Consider the following 16,878-nt stretch of genomic DNA (forward strand, 5'->3'; position numbering starts at 1 on the left):
TCTTCCCCGCCTCCACCGGATATGTCGGGGATGTCCGTTGGAACGTTACGGATGTGTCCGAGTTCGGACAGATCTCACCATCGCCCGTGCCCGGGTCATCGCCACCGCCGCCGCCCGCCGCGCCGGATTCCGCGTCACCAACCCCTGGCACACCCAGGTCTCGCCGGTCTTGGCCCGCCGCTTGTACTCGTCCTCACCCCGGCCGAGGTCGATCCGGTCCACGCCGAGCGTGGGCGCGGCGGCGACCAGCTCGCGCAGCAGCATCCAGCCGGGTGACAGCCGGGCGAACTCCGGGTCGTACACCGGGAACCACCAGTGCAGCACCCCGCCCGCGCGCAGCCCGAAGTGCGCGGCCACCAGCCGGGGCCCGGCGTGCAGCGTCGACAGCACCCCGCCGAACGACCCGTCGCGGGCGCCCAGCAGGCTCTCCAGCAGCCGCACCCGGTCCGGCTCGGCGAAGTAGTCGGCCGCGCCGGTGGCCGCGTACTGCGCCCGCTTGAGCGCGATCACCAGCGCGAGCGCGTCCCGGTCCCGCGAGTCGGCCTCGAACTTCACGGTGCCGTGCTCGCGCTCGGCCTTCGCGGCCCGGCGACGCGCCTGGTTCATGTTGTCCCTGCCGCTGCGCGAGGCCCGCCCCAGGTAGCCGGGCAGCCCTCCGGTGACGTCCAGGTACGGCGACGGCCTGCGCCCCAGCACCCACGGCCCGAACCCGGGCGCCGCCTCCACCAGGTGGTCGAACGCGTACGCGGCGGTCCCCCTGGAGAGCAGCCCGAGCGGCCGGAACGGCGTCCCGGCGGCGAGCACCGGCCCCTGGAAGTCCGCGCCCGGCCAGCCGGCCGGCCGCAGCACCCGCCCGTCGCGGTGGTGCGGCACCAACGCGTCGATCCCGCCGTCGCCCGTGCTCACGGCCACGTGCACGGGCCGCCCGCTCGCGTGCACGGCGGCGGCGAAACCGGGATGGAAGTACGGGCTGTCCAGCACGGGGTTGGCGGCCCGCAGCGCGTGCCAGGCGTCGAGCTCGGCGGCGGAGAGCCCGTCGAACGGCACGGTCCGCATGGCCGGAGCGCGGCTCATTGCGGCAGCGCCGTCATCCGGCGCGACGGCCGCACCAGGGCCGCGACGGAGGCGCGCGAGGTGCGCCGGCCCGCGAGCGCGCGCACGGACTCGCCGCCCAGCACCGCCAGGTAGTAGGCCAGCCCGGCCAGCGGCCCGTGCCGCCGCCGGTACAGGCGCACCTTGTTGACCACCAGCAGGGCGGCCAGCGTGGGGTCGATCCCCGAGTCGCCGCCGATGTGCTCGATCACCGACGCGGGCTCGTACCAGGTGGTCCAGCCCAGGTCGGCGGCGCGCAGGCAGAAGTCCGTCTCCTCACTGTAGAGCAGGAACGACTCGTCCCAGGGCCCCGCCTCGCGGATCACCCGGGGCGAGATCAGCATGGCCGCCCCCGTCGCCCAGGCGTACGCCCCCGGCCGCGCGTAGTCGCGCGGGTCCGTCACCAGCTCGCCCAGCCGCCCGACGCGGCCCGCCAGGCTGCCGCCGATCACCGCCTCCACCAGCGCCCGCCCCACGGTCGGCCGCCTGCGCAGCGACGGCTGGAGCGAGCCGTCCGGGTTGACCATGTACGGCACCGCGATGCCCCGGCCCGGCTCGCGCAGGCACGCCAGCAGCGGCGCGACGGCCCCGGGCCGCAGCCGGCAGTCGGGGTTGAGCACGTACACGCCGTCGACCGCGTCCAGGTCGAGCGCCGCGATCCCGGCGTTGACCGCCGCCGCGTAGCCCGCGTTCCTGCCGGTCTGCACCACCCTGACCGGCGGCCCGGCCCGCTCGGCGACCGCGACGGAGCCGTCCTTCGAGGCGTTGTCCGCCACCACCACGTCCACGAGCTCCACGCCCTCGGCCCCGGCGGCGAGCGAGTCCAGGCAGCCGCCGAGCACGCCTTCGCTGTTGTAGGTGACGATCACCACGGCGACCCGGCCCATCAGCGCATCCGCTTGTAGAGCCGCGTGGCGAGCTTGGCCGCCCGGCGGGGGAGCGACGGGCCGCCCAGCACCCGCGCGATCCAGCCGCGGTCCAGGTCGTGGCGGAGGCTGGTGCGCGGCTGCAGCCAGGATCCCGGCCGGGCGCGTCCGCCGTCACTGGTGTACGCGCGGGTCACGCCCATGCGCCTGAGCCGGTTCAGCACCAGCCGGTCGTAGGAGCCGAACGGGATCGCCACCCGCGACACCGGCTCGCCGACGAGCTGCCCGAGCAGGTGGTGCGCGGCCGACAGCTCCTCGGCCGCCTCCCGCGTGCCCAGCGTGCGCCAGTCGCGGTGCGCCCAGCCGTGCGAGCCGATGCGCATGCCCGCGCCGAGCAGCTCGCGCACCCCGTCGGAGTCCAGCCGGCCCGGCTCGCCGAGCAGCCCGGCCAGCACGAAGAACTCGGCCTTCAACCCCCGCTCGACCAGCCTGGGTAACGCGATCTCCACGTCGGACAGGTTCCCGTCGTCGAACGTGAGCCGCACGTCGGGCCGGCCCGCCACGGCGTCCACCACCTGCTCGAACTGGGCCAGACTCACCCAGGTGTCTCCCTCGCCCGGGTCCAGCTCGCGGGTGGTGCGGCCGATGCCGTGCACGGTCAGGTTGGTCACCGCACGCATCCCGCCCCCTGCGTCAGTAGTCGCCAGGAGGGATATCGGCGTCCGAGATGCGACGTTACAGACTTTCTGCGTACCAAGCGACGGTACGGCGCAGTCCTTCCTCCAGCTCCGTGGCCGGTCGCCAGCCCAGCACCCGCTCCGCCGGGCCCGGGTCGGAGCGCTGCGTCCGGTCCAGCGGCCGGGCCGCGACCGCGCCGAACCGGGGCCGCGCCGCGCCGCCCACCACCCGGGCGAGCAGCTCCACGGTGTCGCGGATGGAGACCGGCTCGGCCGTGCCGACGTCGAGCACCTCGCCGGCCGCCCCGCCCGCCCCGGCCAGCACGAACGCGTCCACCACGTCCTCCACGTACACCCAGGTCACCATCCTGGTGCCCGAGGTCAGCTCCGGGTCGCGGCCGCGCAGCAGCTCCAGCGTCGCGTACGGGATCAGCCTGGACGTCTCCCGCTGGCCCGGCCCGTACACCATCGCCACCCGCAGCACCGACACCGGCACCTGCCAGAGCGCGTGGAACATGCGGGCGTAACCGGTGGCCGCCGCCTTGGCGGCGGCGTACGGCGAGCCGGGCGCGAGGCCGTCGCGCGGCTCCTCCACCGACCCGGCGAGCACCACGCTGCGTACGGGGGAGCCGGTGACGGCGGTGAGCAGGTTGACCGCGGCGGTGAGGTTGGCCGCGAGCGTGGGCGCCACGACGCCCGGCTCCCGCACCCCGGTCACCTCGCTGGCCAGGTGGAAGACCACCTCGGGGGCGGTCTCCGCGACCAGCTTCGCGGTGGCGGCCGGGTCGCCCAGGTCGGCGGCGTGCCAGCGCTCGCCGTGCCCGGAGACGTCCGGCGGGCGGCGGCTGACCGCGTGCACCCGCGCCCCCAGCGCCGCCAGCCGCCTGACCAGGTGCGCGCCGATGAACCCCGTCGCGCCCGTCACCAGCGCCGGCGTGCCTTCCCACATGTGCGCCTCCTAGTCGTGCCGTTCGGGTTCGGGGATCGGGCCGCCGGTGTCGTGCCACACGTTGCCGCCGCCGTCGGCCAGCTCCGACGCGGTGCTGAGCAGGATCGGGCAGTCGTACGCGGACGCCCGGCCGAACCGGTTGCCGGTGACGTGCTGGCCGCGCAGCGGGCGGCCGAGCGGCGTGTGGTCGATGTTCACCACGCATGCGCCGCCGTCCAGGTAGTTGTCCTCCACGCGCAGGTCGTCGGCCGAGGACTGGACGGCGGCGTTGGGGTCGCGGGTGGTGGACAGGTCGATCGTGTTGTGCTCCAGCGTGACGCCGGTCTGGTCGGCGAACGCCTGGACGCCGTCGTTGTGGGTCGGGCCGCCGCCCTGATCGGGGTCCTCGGGGAACCAGCTCAGGTCGTGGATGTAGGAGTCGCGGACGAGGGTGCCCGTGTGCGCCTTGATCCCGTCCACGGTGCCGGTGAACTCCGACCTGAGGATGCTGGTGTGCGCGGCCCAGATGCCGTCGACCGACGGAGACGGGTGGGCCGGCCGGAACTCGGAGTCCTCGATCACCGTGTCGCGGGCATGCTCGGTGTCGACCAGCGGCCGCACCCGGTCGGCCTTCCCCCCGAGGAACCGGCACTTCCTGAACGTGACACCCCGCCCGGTCACCGTCACGAACCCATGGAACTCCCTGCCCTCGACCACCTCACCGTCAACGGCGAACGTCCGATCCCCAGCCACCACCACAAGCTCCGTCCCCACCGGCACCCCCGTACTACCCGCATCCGGAAACCCATCCGGCACCCATCGCCCAGCCCCGGTCTCCCCCTCCGTCACCACCGCTCCGTCGCTCACCCCCGCCCCCTCCAGCGGCTTCTCCCGCCCCTGCCCACCCGCCAGCACCACGACGATCACCACCAGCGCGACAACCCCCACCGCGCCAACCCCCCACCACACCTTCACCCCGGCATCCTCACCCGAGACCAACCCTCCACACCAGATCCCCCAGCACCCCGGCGGATGCGATGGCCGGGGCTCGCGCCAGATTGCACCAAGGCCCCACCGCACCTCACCAGCGGCTCGCCATGCGGGAGTTCGCGCCGGATGGCACCCATTTCGCGCCCCGCCCCACCTCGCCTCACCGCTCCGCCGGGGGCGGTTGTGGGTGCTCGTGATGGATCCCGCGCACGCCCCGCTGCTCCGGTGGAGGTGGTGGCGGTGGCTCGCGCCAGATCCCACCCCCAGACCGCTCCGGTGGGGGCACTGTGGGGAGCTCGTGCGGACACGGTGCTCGCCGTTGCGGGGTTCGGCGGAAGCCCACGCTCGGTGAGGGGAGTGCGAGCGGGGGCGGTTGTGGGGCGTTGCGCCGGTATCCCGCTCACGTCCGTAGGAGGTGGCTGTGGGGGAAGCGCCGTACCGGGGGTTCCCCCTTGTGGTGGGTCAGCGGGGGCGGCGGGCGCAGTGGGGGCAGCCTGAGGTGGGGCGGCGGGTGGGACGGTGGTGGTGGTCGGCGCGGGTGAGGGTGAGGGAGGCGTCGCTGGTGAGGATCGCCGCCTCCAGCCGGCGCAGTTCGGGCGACGGTTCCAGGCCGAGGTCGTTGGTGAGGATGTGCCACCCGTCGCGGTAGACCTCCAGCGCCTCCGCCTGCCGCCCAGCCCGGTACAGGGCGAGCATCAGCTGACCGCGGAACCGTTCGCGCAGCGGATGTTCACGGACCAGCCCGGTGAGCTCCCCGACGAGGTCGGCGTGCCGGTGCAGCCGCAGGTCGGCGTCCACCCGGTCGGCGAGCGCGGCCAGCCGCTCCTCCTCCAGCCGGGTGGCCTGGGCGTGCAGGAGCGGCAGGTCGTCCAGCCCCGACAGCGCCTGCCCGCGCCACAGCCCCAGCGCCGCCCGCAGCAGCTCGCCGCCCTTGCCCACGTCACCGCTCTTGAACGCCTGCCGCCCTTCCTTGACCAGTTCCTCGAAGCGCCACGCGTCCACCGCGCCCGGTGGCACCCGCAGCAGGTAACCGGCCGAGTCGTGGACGATCTCCGCCTCCGGCCCGAGAGTCCGCCTGAGCCGGAAGAGCTGCAGCCGCAGCCGCCGATGCCCGGCGTCCGCGGCCTCCCCGCCCCAGAGCGCGTCGATCAGCGCGTCGCTGCGCACCACCCGGCCCCGATGGCAGAGCAGCAGGGCCAGGAGCGTGCGCTGCTTGGCGGAGCGCACGGGTAAGCGCTGGCCTTGCGAGACCACCTCCAGCGCACCCAGAATTCCGAACTGCATGGGCTCCCCTTCCCGTGCCGTTCCCGATCCCTCAGTTATAGAGCCAACACTTGCCGTCACCTTGCCTGTTTTGCGGGAAACCTCCTTGAAACCCGAGTGAAACCCGCCGTCCGCACACTCGGGGCTTGCCGACGACGGATTGCTCGGCATTTCTACGGCTTATCGGGGGCCAGGGCTTAGACGGGTGATACGAGTGGGTTCTTTTCGGCTGTCCAAGAACAAAAATCTGGTACGTTCCAGCAGAATGATCGCGCTGACCGGCTTGGTAGCGCTCGTTTCGGGGCTTTTCGTAGCCCATTCAGAGCCGGCCGAATCCGCGCCCAAAGACCGGCGGCCCCACAGCCACGCCCCGCTGCGCGGCGAAGTGGAACGTCCCAAAGTGGAAATGCCGGACCCTTTGCCGAAAAAGCAGGGCAAGGTCAAGCTCGACCGGTCCGCCCGCGCCGCCACCACGGCCGAGGCCCTCGCCGCCGCGGCCACCGACAAGGTCGAGCTGCGCGCCCTCGTCATCGCCGTGGACGGCGACGACTGGGGCGAGGACACCTGGAAGGCCACCCTGGACCGGGTGGGCGCCGCCTACGACGTCCTCCACAGCAGGACCGAGCCGCTCGCCGACCTGATCGCCGCCGACGGCACCGGCCGCTACAACGCGATCCTGCTCACCAGCAACAGCCTGCTCTACGAGGACGGCGGCTCCTATCTCAGCGGTCTCGACGCCGACGAATGGAACGCTCTATGGGCGTACGAGCGCGACTACGGCGTCCGCCAGGTGTCGCTCTACACCGCGTACGGGACCTGGCCTGAGGACTACTGCCTGCGGGCCGGCAGCGAGGGCGGCGTCGGCGACACGCCGATCAGCACCGCGCTGACCCCGGCCGGCGCGGGCGTGTTCGACTACCTGCGCAACGGCGTGAACGTGCCGATCTCGCTGTCGTACCTCTACCGCGGCACGATCGCCGCCGGCTGCGCCGCCGACCCGCTCATCACCAGCGGAACCGACGTGCTGGGCGTGCGCAGCACCTCGACCGACGGCCGCGAGCGGGCCGCGCTGACCTTCACCTCCAACCAGTACCTGCCGCAGGCCGACCTGCTCACCTTCGGGCTGTTCCGGTGGGCCACCAGAGGGCTGTACCTGGGCGAGCAGCGCCACTACCTGAACGCCGACGTGGACGACTGGTTCAGCTACACCGACCACCTGCTCGCCAACGGCACCGTCGACTCCGATCCCGGCTTCCGGATGAGCAGGAGCGACGCCGTCAGCACGTACCAGCAGCAGAACTCCTTCCGCACCGCGCACCCGCTGGCCGGCGGCTTCAAGCTCAACATCGCCTACAACGGCGATGGAGCCGGCCTGAACGTGCCCACCCTGTGCCTGCTGCCCCCGCTGCTCACCGACGGGCTGACCGCGTACTCGCGCTGCCGCGCGTCGTCGTTCACCTGGATCAACCACACGTTCAGCCACCCGAAGATGAACGACACCGACTACGCGACCAGCTACGCCGAGATCGAGGACAACCTGACCATCGGCTCCGCGCTCGGCTTCACCGTCGACCCGACCGTGCTCAAGACCGGCGAGTACTCGGGCCTGGGCGTCTACCACCCGGACCCGGACAACGACATCGACCCGCCGACCGACCACGGCCTGGCCGCGTCCAACGCCGACCTGCTGCAGGCCGCGGCCGACCTGGGCGTGAAGTATCTCCACGGCAACATGTCGTTCGCCAGCCACCGGCCCGCGTGCTTCAACTGCGGCATCCGCCACCCGCTGAAGCCGTCGGTCATGGTGGTGCCCGACTGGCCGACGAACATCGCGTACCACACGACCACGCCGGCCGAGGAGACGCTGTTCTACAACTCCTACTACGGCCCGAACGGCAGGTTCCCGTACTGGCCCGTCGACCAGACCTACAGCCAGGTCCTCGACCACGAGAGCGACGTGGCCATGCAGCACGTCATGTCGGGATCGGTGTACACGCACACGTTCCACCAGGGCAACCTGCGGAACTACGGCGGCAACAAGAACCTCGTCTTCGACTGGCTGAACGCCGTGATGGCCAAGTACGAGGGCTACTACGGCGTCCCGCTGCTCACGCCCGACTGGGGCGGGCTGGCCGGCTACGTCGAGGACCGGACCGTCCACTTCGACGACCTGGCGGACGTGCGCGCCGTGTACGACAGGACAGCCGGGACGATCACGTTCACCGCCTCGGCCGACGCCGAGGTGTTCGCCACCAACGCCGCCGCGGCCGGCGCGGCCACGTACGGCACCGACAAGATCGCCCACCTCGACCTGGCCATGGGCGTCCCGCTCACCGTCAACGCGAGCGTGCGCCCGTGAAAGTGACGCTCGTGTCCGAGGGCACGTACCCGTTCGCGATGGGCGGCGTCAGCGTGTGGATGGACCAGCTCATCAAGGGCATGCCGGACTACCGGTGGGACGTCGTCACGATGACCGTGGACGGCGCCGAGCGGCCGGTGTGGGATCTCCCGCCCAACCTGGAGCAGGTGATCAACCTCCCGCTGTGGAAGGGCGGCCACCGGCGGTCCGGCCGCCCGCCCGGGCGGGAGTTCGCCGAGGCGTACGAGCGTTTCCTGCAGATCGTGCTCACCCCCGCCGTCATGGGCGCGGGCAGCGCGGAGTTCCTGTCCGTGCTGGAGTCGCTCTACCGGTACGCGCACGACGGCGGCGACCTGGTCGGCGCGCTCGTCGCCAACGACTCGCTCAGCCAGCTCATGGACGCGTGGTACTGGAACAGGACCGACGGCATCAACCTGGCCGACGCGATCGTGGCCGCCGACCTGATGGGCCACATGCTGCGCCCGCTGGCCGAGCCGCCGCTGCGCACCGACCTGACCCACGTGGCCATGAACGGTCTCAGCATGCTCGTCGCGATGACCGCCAAGTGGCAGCACGGCACCCCGGTCGTCCTCTCGGAACACGGCGTCTACCTGCGCGAACGCTACCTGCAGTACGTCCACGAGCCCGTCTCGCACGCGGTCAGGGTGCTGCTGCTGAGCTTCTTCCGCAGGCTGGCCGGCGCCGCCTACGTGGCGGCCGACCGGATCGCGCCGCACTCCTCGTACAACCGGCGCTGGCAGCTCCACAACGGCGCCGACCCTGACCGGATCCGGGTCATGTACAACGGCGTCGACCCTGACGACTTCCCGCTCGCCGAGACCGAGCCCGACGAGCCGACGCTGGTCTTCATGGGCCGGGTGGACCCGCTGAAGGACCTGCACACGCTGATCAGGGCGTTCGCCATCGTCCACGACAAGATCCCGAAGGCGAAGCTGCGCATCTTCGGCGGCGTGCCCGCGGGCAACGAGAGCTACCACCAGAGCTGCCTGGAGCTCATCGACGAGCTGGACCTGGAGGGCGCGGCGGTGTTCGAGGGCCGGGTGTCCACCCCGGTCGACGCCTACCACGCGGGCAGCGTCGTCGCGCTGACCAGCATCTCCGAGGGCTTCCCCTACACGGTCGTGGAGGCCATGGCCTGCGGCAGGACCGTGGTGTGCACGAACGTCGGCGGCGTCGCGGAGGCGGTCGCCGACGCCGGGCTGATCGTGCCGCCGCGCGATCACGTGGCCGCCGCCGACGCCGCCGTGCGGCTGCTCCAGGACGCGCCGCTGCGCCGCCGCCTCGGCGCGATCGCCCGCGGCCGCGTCCTGGAACGTTTCACGCTCCGGCAGTCGCTGGACGACTACCGCGCCGTCTACACGGAGCTGTGGCCGTGACGGCGGCCAGGGACGACGGACAGGCACACCCGATCGACGCCCTCATCGAGCCCATGGACGCGAGCCTGGCCCGCGCCGTGGAACCCCTCCAGGTGGCCGCCATCCTGGAGAGCGAGGGCCTCAACGACAAGATCGCCCGCGAGCGGTACGGGCACACCGACGTGTTCTCGCTGGCCGAGACCGCGTTCTCGCGGGTGGCGGCCAAGGCCGTGCCGCCGGTGCCCGACGCGCCGCTGCGCCGGGCCAGGCCGACCGCGCAGATCCTGCACGGCCTGCTGTACGGGCTGCCCGCGGCCCTGCTGCCCGCCGCCTCCGGCCTGGTCGGGACCCAGTGGCTGATGCCGGGGCTGGTGTTCACCACCGGGATCGGCTGGGTGCTCGGCAGCTCCGCCGCCCAGATCGCCTACACCCTCATGGGACGCGGCTGCCCGCGCTCGGCCGGGCGCGTGCTCCGCACCGGGCTGGTGATCGGCGTGGGCTGCGCGGCGCTGACGGCCACCGGGCTCGCCCTGGGCATGGGCGCGCCCGTGGCGCTCGTCGCGCTCTGCGTCACGCAGATCGCGTTCCAGATCTCGTCCGGGATCCTGCTCTTCTACCGGCGCGAGGCCTGGCTCGCCGCGATGATGATGCCCGCCGTGCTGGCCGGGATCGGCTACATCGGCGTCGCCGACCGCTTCGTCGGCCTGCTGACCGTCTGCCTCGGCGTGATCTGCGTCGCCGCCGTCGTCGGCGCCGCGATGCTGCTCACCCTCGCCACCCCGGACAAGGGGGAACAGCCCGCCGCCGAGCCGCCGCTGCGCACGCTGCTGCGCGCCAACCTGCGCGGTCTGCCGCCCGCCTTCCTCTACAGCCTGCTCACCGCGCTCTTCCTGCTCCAGGCCGAGGCCAGGTACGTGCTCGACAGGAGCGACATCGCCATCGCCGGGGCCGGGCTGGTGCTCGGCATGGGGGTGCTGGAGTACCGGGCGCACGTCTTCGACGACGACGCCAGGGCGGCGATCCGGCGGGTGAGCTACCCGGCCGAGTTCACCTCGCACGGCCGGTGGCTGCTCGCCAAGGGCGTGCTCGCCTGCCTGGGCACGCTGTCCGTGCTGTCGGCGCTGCCGCTGGCGTTCCTGCACGCCACCGGCCGGCTGTCGGACGCCAGTGTGGTCATGGCTGCCGCGCACGTGGTCGTCGGGACCGCCTACTTCGTGGCCTTCCTGCTGGCCAACCAGGGCAAGGTCAGGCACCTGTGCGCGGCGCAGGCGCTCGCCCTGGCCGTCCATCCGGGGGCGCGCCCGTTGTTGTCCGGCGCGCCGCCGGTCCTGGCCGACGTGCTGCTCTTCCTCGTCGCCGGCCTCGTCTTCTTCCTCATCCTGCTCGTCCCGATGGCCGTGAGCCTGCGGGACGTGCAGCGGTATCGCTGATCCACAGGAGGGAACCAGCATGCACGTCGTCATACTCGCGGGCGGCAAGGGGGTCCGCCTGCGCCCGTACACCTCCGCCCTGCCCAAGCCGCTGGTGCCGATCGGTGAGGAGTACGCGATCCTCGACATCATCCTCCAGCAGCTCACCCATCAGGGGTTCACGCACGCCACGCTGGCGGTCGGCCACCTCAGCCCGCTCATCCGCGCGTTCGTCGGCGACGGCTCGCGCTGGGGGCTGTCGGTCGACTTCACCGAGGAGCTCGCTCCACTGTCGACGATCGGGCCGCTGTTCCCGATCAGGGACCGGCTGCCGGAGCACTTCCTGGTGATGAACGGCGACGTGCTCACCACCCTGAACTACGCCGACCTGCTGGCCCGGCACGTCGCCTCCGCGGCGCCGCTGACCGTGGCCACCTCGCCGCGCGTCGTCAAGATCGACTTCGGCGTGCTGGAGGCCAGCGGCGGCCGGATCGTCGGCTTCCGGGAGAAGCCGCTGCTCAGCTACCTGGTCAGCATGGGCGTGTACGCGCTGTCCAGGGACACCATCGCCCACTACCCCGAGGGGATGCCGTTCGGCTTCGACGACCTCGTCCTCGACCTGCTCGCGCGGAACAGGCCGCCGGGCATCTACGAGTTCGACGGCTACTGGCTCGACATCGGGCGCCCCGACGACTACGACGAGGCCAACGCGCGCTTCGACGAGATCAGGCCGCAGCTGCTGCCGTCCAGGGATCCGGTGCGATGACGGACGTCCTGCTCTTCGGCGCGTCCGGCTTCCTGGGGCGGCAGGTCAGGGACCTGCTGACACGGGACGGCCGGGTGTCCGGCCTGCACTGCCCCGGCCGGGCGGACCTGGACCTGCTCGCCGCCCGGCCCGCCGACGTGGCCGGCCTGCTGCGCGCCGTCCGCCCGTCCGTCGTGCTCAACTGCGCCGGGCGGATGTCCGGCGGGTACGACGAGCTGATGCGGGGCAACGCGCTGGCCACCGCCGTCATCATCGAGGCGATGGCCCAGGCCGCGCCCGGCGCCCGGTTCGTCCGCCTGGGCTCGGCCGCCGAGTACGGGCCGACTCCGCCCGGCCACGCGGTCCACGAGCAGGACCCGGCCCGGCCGGTCAGCGGCTACGGCATCAGCCACCTGGCCGGGACCCAGCTGGTCGAGCAGGCCGCCGCCGACGGCCGGGTCGACGGGGCGTCGCTGCGGGTCTTCAACCCGGTCGGGCCGGGCCTCACCGGCGAGAGCGTGCTCGGCAGGGCCCGCGACCTGCTCGCGAGCGGGGTGCGCGACCTCGACCTGGGCCCGCTCGGCGCGTACCGCGACTTCGTGGACGTGCGCGACGTGGGCCGCGCCGTCGTGAGCGCCGCCTTCGCGCCCGACCTGCCCGAACGGGTCTTCAACGTGGGCGGCGGCCGGGCCGTCCCCGTCCGCGAGGCGATCGCCCTGCTCGCGGGCGAGGCGGGCTTCACCGGCGAGATCCGCGAGAGCGCACCCCCCGCCGGCCGCTCGGCCACCGTCACCTGGAGCCGCGCCGACCTTACCCGCATCGGGAACGTCCTCGGCTGGCAGCCCGAGTTCCCCCTGCCCGACTCGATCAAGGCCATGCTATGAGCGCCCCAAGCCTCACACCGGCTTCCTCCCGCCCGAGCCTGCCGGTGAGGGCGGAGCGGGAACGCGAGCCGGGCGGCTCCACACGACCGCGCCCGTCAGCGGGTGTGGTGTGGGGGCGCAGGTCGAAGGGGATCGCGCGTTCGCTTCTGCGATCTCCGCGATCTCTCGCGTCGGGTGGGTTCCCACGGCCAGGTCCTGGGGTTCGGGGGCGCGCGCCGGGCCGTCCTGCGCGGCCGCGTGTGTCGGTGGCGCCGGTGTTGGTGGTCGGGGCTGCGTTGGTGGTGTTGGGGGGGTGTGTCCGGGCTGCGCCCGCGCCCGCTGAAGGGCGGGGGGCGCCGGAGTTGGGGGATGTGGCGTCGTTCACGTATGTGCTGCAGGGGTATCCGAAAGGGCGGCTGGACGGGGTGGCGCGGGCGCCGCAGCGGCTCGCCGTGGTCGATCTGTCCCGTGACGGCACCGTCGCGGGGTACTTCACCCGTGACGAGATCGCCCGCGTACGCGCCACCGGGAAGCTGGTGCTGGCGTACTTCGAGATCGGCTCCATCGAGGAGTTCAGGACGGACTTCGCCGAGGTCGACCAGGACCTGCTCCTGCACACCTGGCCCGACTGGCCGGACGAGCACTTCGCCCGCTACTGGGAGGAGCGCTGGTGGGAGCAGGTCGTCCGCCCTCGGCTCGACCGGGCGCTGGAGACCGGCTTCGACGGCGTCTACCTCGACACCCCGCTCGCGTACGAGGAGATCGACCTGGCGAGGGTGCCCGGCGAGACCCGCGCCACCCTCGGCCGGAAAATGGCCGACCTGGTCATCCGCATCAGCCGCCACGCCAAGGAACGCCGCCCCGGATTCGCGATCGTCCCGCAGAACTCCCCGGAGCTGCGGCACTTCCCCGGGTACGCGGACGCGATCGACGGCATCGGCATGGAGGAGCTGTTCTTCCGCGCCACCGACGACCCCTGCCGCGAGGAGTGGTGCGACCAGAACCTGGCCGACACCCTCGCGCTGAAAGCCCTGGGCAAGGCCGTGCTCGCCACCGACTACGCCGTGGACCCGGCGAACGTCCAGGCCGCCTGCGCCCATTACCGCAGGCACGCAGTCGCGGGAAACGTCACCGTGGTCGACCTCGACCGCGTCAGCCCGCCTTGTGCATCCAAGTGAGAGGAAAGGAGCGTCCGATGCCGAAGACAGTCGGCGTGGTAGGCATGGGCTACGTGGGGCTGACGCTGACCGCGGCCATGGCACGCAACGGCTACACCGTGGTCGGGGTCGACACCAGCGCCCCCGTGGTCGAGGCGCTGTCCAGCGGCCGCGTCCACGTCTACGAGCCAGGGGTGGCGGAGACCTTCGCCGAGCTCCTCGGCGAGCGCATCTTCGTCGGCGACCACCTGCCCGCCGAGCCGCTCGACGCGGTCATCCTGTCCGTGTCCACGCCGGTGGACTTCCCCACCGGCACCCCACGGCTGGAGAACCTGGCCGCCGCCGCCGAGGAGATCGCCCGCCGGTGCGACCCGGACACGCTGGTCGTGGTCCGCAGCACCGTCCCGATCGGCACCAGCCGCGACGTCGTGCTGCCCGCCCTGGCCGCCCGCTGGGCCCGCCCCCGGCTCGTCATGGCGCCCGAGCGGACCATCCAGGGCCAGGCGCTGCGCGAGCTGGTCGAGCTGCCCCAGGTGATCGGCGGCCTGGACGAGGAGAGCCTGCGCGCCGGCGTCGAGCTGTTCGCCGGGCTGGCCGACCAGATCGTCCCCGTCTCCAGCCTGGAGACCGCCGAGATGGTCAAGCTGTCGAACAACTGCCACACCGACGTCATCTACGCCTTCGGCAACGAGCTGGCCCTCATCGCCGAGCAGCACGGGCTCGACCCGCTGGAGGTCATCAGGGCCACCAACCTCGACTATCCCCGGCCCGACCTGGCCAAGCCCGGCTACGTGGGCGGCGGCTGCCTGACGAAGGACCCGTACCTGATGCTCGCGAGCATGTCGCGCAGACCGTACCTGGTGAGCCGGGCTCGGGCGCTCAACGAGAGCCTGCCGGGGCACGTCGCCGAGCGGGTCGTCGGCCTGGTCCGCGAGGAGTTCGGCCGCACCGAAGGCATCCGGCTGTCCGTGCTCGGCTGGGCGTACAAGGGCTGGCCCGCCACCGACGACATGCGCGGCACCCCGATCGCGGACATGATGCCCGTCTTCACCGCCGCCGGGCTCACCGTACGGGGGCACGACCCGCTGGTCGCCGACGAGGTCATCCGCCGCTACGGCGGCGAGCCGGTCAGCCTGGACAAGGCGTTCGCCGACGCCGACGCCGTGATCGTGATCAACGACCATCCGGACTACCGGGAGATCGAGGTCGACGACAAGCTGGCCGGGTCGGGCGTGCGGGTGCTGTTCGACTCGTGGCGCATCCTCGACGAGGCCGCCGTCACGGCGCGTGGCGTCCGCTACGCCGGCATCGGCTACCGCACGAAGGGGCGCGTGTCATGAGGGCACTGCTGCTCGGCGGCGCCGGGTTCATCGGCCTCCACCTGGCCGCGCGGCTGCTCGAAGCCGGGCACGAGGTCACCGTGGTCGACGACTTCTCCCGCGGCCGCCGCGACCCCACGCTGACCCGGCTCGCCGGCCAGGTCGAGATCAGGTCGGCCGACCTCACGGACCCGGCCTCGTACGCGGCCCTGGAGCATCGCTGGGACCACGTCTACATGCTCGCCGCCGTGGTCGGCGTGCGGAACGTCGAGTCCGACCCGGCCCGGGTGATCAGGGTCAACACGCTGGCCCTGATGCACCTGCTCGACTGGATCGCCCCCGGCGCGCGGCTGTTCTTCGCCTCCACCAGCGAGGCGTACGCGGGCGGCGTCAGCGCCGGCGTGGTGCCCGTGCCCACACCGGAGAGCGTGCCGCTGATGATCGAGGACGTCGGCTCGCCGCGCCACACCTACGCCATCTCCAAGATGCTCGGCGAGGCGGCGGTCCTGCACACCGCCAGGGCCAAGGGGTTCGCCGCCGTCGTCGGCCGTTTCCACAACGTCTACGGCCCGCGGATGGGCGCCGACCACGTCATCCCCGAGCTGTCGCTGCGCGCCATGCGCGGTGAGGACCCGTTCGACCTCTACGGCGCGGACCAGAGCCGGGCCTTCTGCCACGTCGACGACGCCACCGACGCCGTGATCACGCTCATGGACACCCCCGAGGCGGCCGGCCGGATCGTGCACATCGGCGACGACACGGAGGAGACCAACATCGGCGACCTGGCCAAGCTCGTCCTGCGGATCGCCGGGATCAGCCCCGCCGTCCGCGAGCTGCCCGCCCCGGCGGGATCGGTCGCGCGCCGCTGCCCCGACCTCACGCTGCTGCGCCGGCTCACCGGGTACGAGCCGCGCGTCCGGCTGGAGGAAGGCGTGCGCAGGACGTACGCCTGGTACCGGGAGTCGTGGACGACATGACCAGGCCGATCGCGTTCTACTACGGGGCGGGGGAGGTGGACCGGCTCTCCGGCTTCGACATGGTCGTCCTGCAGGCCGACTTCTACTCGCGGACCGAGCTGGACCTGCTGCGCGAGCGCGGCGTGCGGACGCTCGGCTACCTGTCGCTGACCGAGGACGTCGGGCCGTCCGCGCCGTGGCACCGGGAGGAGCGCAACCCCGACTGGGGCGGCGCGTTCGTGCACGTGGGCGACCCGCGCTGGGTGGCGCACGTGGTCGACCAGGCGGTCCAGGCCATGGACAAGGGCTTCCACGGGCTGTTCCTGGACACGCTCAACATCGAGCACAACTACCCGGACGACCTGCCCCACCTGCTGCTGCTGATCGCCGCCGTGCAGGAGGAGGCCAGGCCCGGCTACCTGCTGGCCAACCGGGGGTTCGGGCTGCTGCCCGAGCTCGCCGACCTGGTGGACGGCGTGCTCTTCGAGTCCTTCTCGGCCCGCTGGGTGGACACCGAGAGCTACGCGCCCTGGCCTGACGACGTGCTGGAGGCGCACGCCACCGTCGCCGAACGCCTGCTCGGCCTCGGGCTCGACCTGTACGCGCTGGACTACGCCGACAGCGACGAGCTGACCGACTTCGCCTGCCGCCGGGCCAGGGAGTTCGGCATGCTCTGCTTCGTCAGCGACCGGGTGCTCTCACGCATCTGAGGCGCCGCCGGGGATCCGGCGGCGCCTCAGGAACGGCATGGTCAGCCGATGCGCCAGGTGTCGCCGCCCATCAGCAGATCGGCCAGATCACCCTGGCCCTTCTGCGCCACGGCCTCTTCCAGCTGGCTGGTCATCAGCGTGTCGTAGGCCGGGCGGTCCACGCTGCGG

15 protein-coding genes are annotated in these 16,878 nt (G+C 72.4%); 9 read left to right on the plus strand and 6 right to left on the minus strand.

Annotated features, from left to right (window positions below; genetic code table 11):
- Positions 1–45: 45 nt before the first annotated feature.
- From KME79_RS14920 to KME79_RS14945, 6 genes are all read right to left on the minus strand, one after another.
- Positions 46–1,074 carry a GNAT family N-acetyltransferase gene (locus KME79_RS14920; RefSeq protein ID WP_246639833.1) on the minus strand — a complete coding sequence of 343 codons (1,029 nt, stop codon included), beginning with the start codon at positions 1,072–1,074 and terminating at the stop codon, positions 46–48.
- The gene (locus tag KME79_RS14925) at positions 1,071–1,979 is read right to left on the minus strand and encodes a glycosyltransferase family 2 protein (RefSeq protein WP_219544916.1); all 909 of its coding nucleotides are present in this window, start codon (positions 1,977–1,979) and stop codon (positions 1,071–1,073) included. Before KME79_RS14925 ends, KME79_RS14920 begins: the two co-directional genes overlap by 4 nt.
- On the minus strand, positions 1,979–2,638 hold the full coding sequence (locus KME79_RS14930) for a polysaccharide deacetylase family protein (protein WP_219544917.1): 660 nt from the start codon (positions 2,636–2,638) through the stop codon (positions 1,979–1,981). Before KME79_RS14930 ends, KME79_RS14925 begins: the two co-directional genes overlap by 1 nt.
- A gap of 55 nt (positions 2,639–2,693) precedes the next feature.
- Entirely contained in the window at positions 2,694–3,584 is an 891-nt protein-coding gene (locus KME79_RS14935; RefSeq protein ID WP_219544918.1) for an NAD-dependent epimerase/dehydratase family protein, read from the minus strand.
- Between the two features lie 9 nt (positions 3,585–3,593).
- Positions 3,594–4,511, minus strand: a complete 918-nt coding sequence (locus KME79_RS14940; protein ID WP_219544919.1) for a hypothetical protein — start codon at positions 4,509–4,511, stop codon at positions 3,594–3,596.
- Positions 4,512–5,015: 504 nt separating this feature from the next.
- Positions 5,016–5,837 (minus strand): AfsR/SARP family transcriptional regulator, encoded by an 822-nt coding sequence (locus KME79_RS14945; RefSeq protein ID WP_187281598.1) that lies wholly within the window; start codon positions 5,835–5,837, stop codon positions 5,016–5,018.
- 385 nt (positions 5,838–6,222) lie between these two features.
- Here KME79_RS14945 and KME79_RS14950 point away from each other — a divergent pair, with 385 nt between their 5' ends.
- From KME79_RS14950 to KME79_RS14990, 9 genes are all read left to right on the plus strand, one after another.
- Positions 6,223–8,175 (plus strand): Agd3-related carbohydrate deacetylase, encoded by a 1,953-nt coding sequence (locus KME79_RS14950; RefSeq protein WP_219544920.1) that lies wholly within the window; start codon positions 6,223–6,225, stop codon positions 8,173–8,175.
- On the plus strand, positions 8,172–9,572 hold the full coding sequence (gene pelF / locus KME79_RS14955; RefSeq protein WP_219544921.1) for a GT4 family glycosyltransferase PelF: 1,401 nt from the start codon (positions 8,172–8,174) through the stop codon (positions 9,570–9,572). Before KME79_RS14950 ends, pelF begins: the two co-directional genes overlap by 4 nt.
- A complete protein-coding gene (locus KME79_RS14960) occupies positions 9,569–10,981 on the plus strand; it encodes a hypothetical protein (protein WP_219544922.1) in 1,413 nt (470 codons plus the stop codon). Before pelF ends, KME79_RS14960 begins: the two co-directional genes overlap by 4 nt.
- Positions 10,982–11,000: 19 nt before the next feature.
- Positions 11,001–11,726 carry a sugar phosphate nucleotidyltransferase gene (locus KME79_RS14965; protein ID WP_148036466.1) on the plus strand — a complete coding sequence of 242 codons (726 nt, stop codon included), beginning with the start codon at positions 11,001–11,003 and terminating at the stop codon, positions 11,724–11,726.
- Complete coding sequence (locus KME79_RS14970; RefSeq protein ID WP_219544923.1) at positions 11,723–12,589, plus strand: NAD-dependent epimerase/dehydratase family protein; 867 nt, start codon at positions 11,723–11,725, stop codon at positions 12,587–12,589. The genes KME79_RS14965 and KME79_RS14970 overlap by 4 nt, the downstream gene beginning before the upstream one ends.
- Before the next feature lie 350 nt (positions 12,590–12,939).
- Positions 12,940–13,746 carry a glycoside hydrolase family 191 protein gene (locus tag KME79_RS14975; RefSeq protein ID WP_219544924.1) on the plus strand — a complete coding sequence of 269 codons (807 nt, stop codon included), beginning with the start codon at positions 12,940–12,942 and terminating at the stop codon, positions 13,744–13,746.
- A 17-nt stretch (positions 13,747–13,763) separates the two neighbouring features.
- Positions 13,764–15,065, plus strand: coding sequence for a nucleotide sugar dehydrogenase (locus tag KME79_RS14980; RefSeq protein WP_219544925.1), 1,302 nt, complete (start codon positions 13,764–13,766; stop codon positions 15,063–15,065).
- Positions 15,062–16,021 carry an NAD-dependent epimerase/dehydratase family protein gene (locus tag KME79_RS14985; protein WP_219544926.1) on the plus strand — a complete coding sequence of 320 codons (960 nt, stop codon included), beginning with the start codon at positions 15,062–15,064 and terminating at the stop codon, positions 16,019–16,021. The genes KME79_RS14980 and KME79_RS14985 overlap by 4 nt, the downstream gene beginning before the upstream one ends.
- On the plus strand, positions 16,018–16,710 hold the full coding sequence (locus KME79_RS14990) for an endo alpha-1,4 polygalactosaminidase (RefSeq protein ID WP_148036471.1): 693 nt from the start codon (positions 16,018–16,020) through the stop codon (positions 16,708–16,710). Before KME79_RS14985 ends, KME79_RS14990 begins: the two co-directional genes overlap by 4 nt.
- Positions 16,711–16,878: the final 168 nt, after the last annotated feature.

This window comes from Nonomuraea harbinensis, assembly GCF_019396385.1.
In the GTDB taxonomy this organism is placed as follows: Bacteria; Actinomycetota; Actinomycetes; order Streptosporangiales; family Streptosporangiaceae; genus Nonomuraea; species Nonomuraea ferruginea.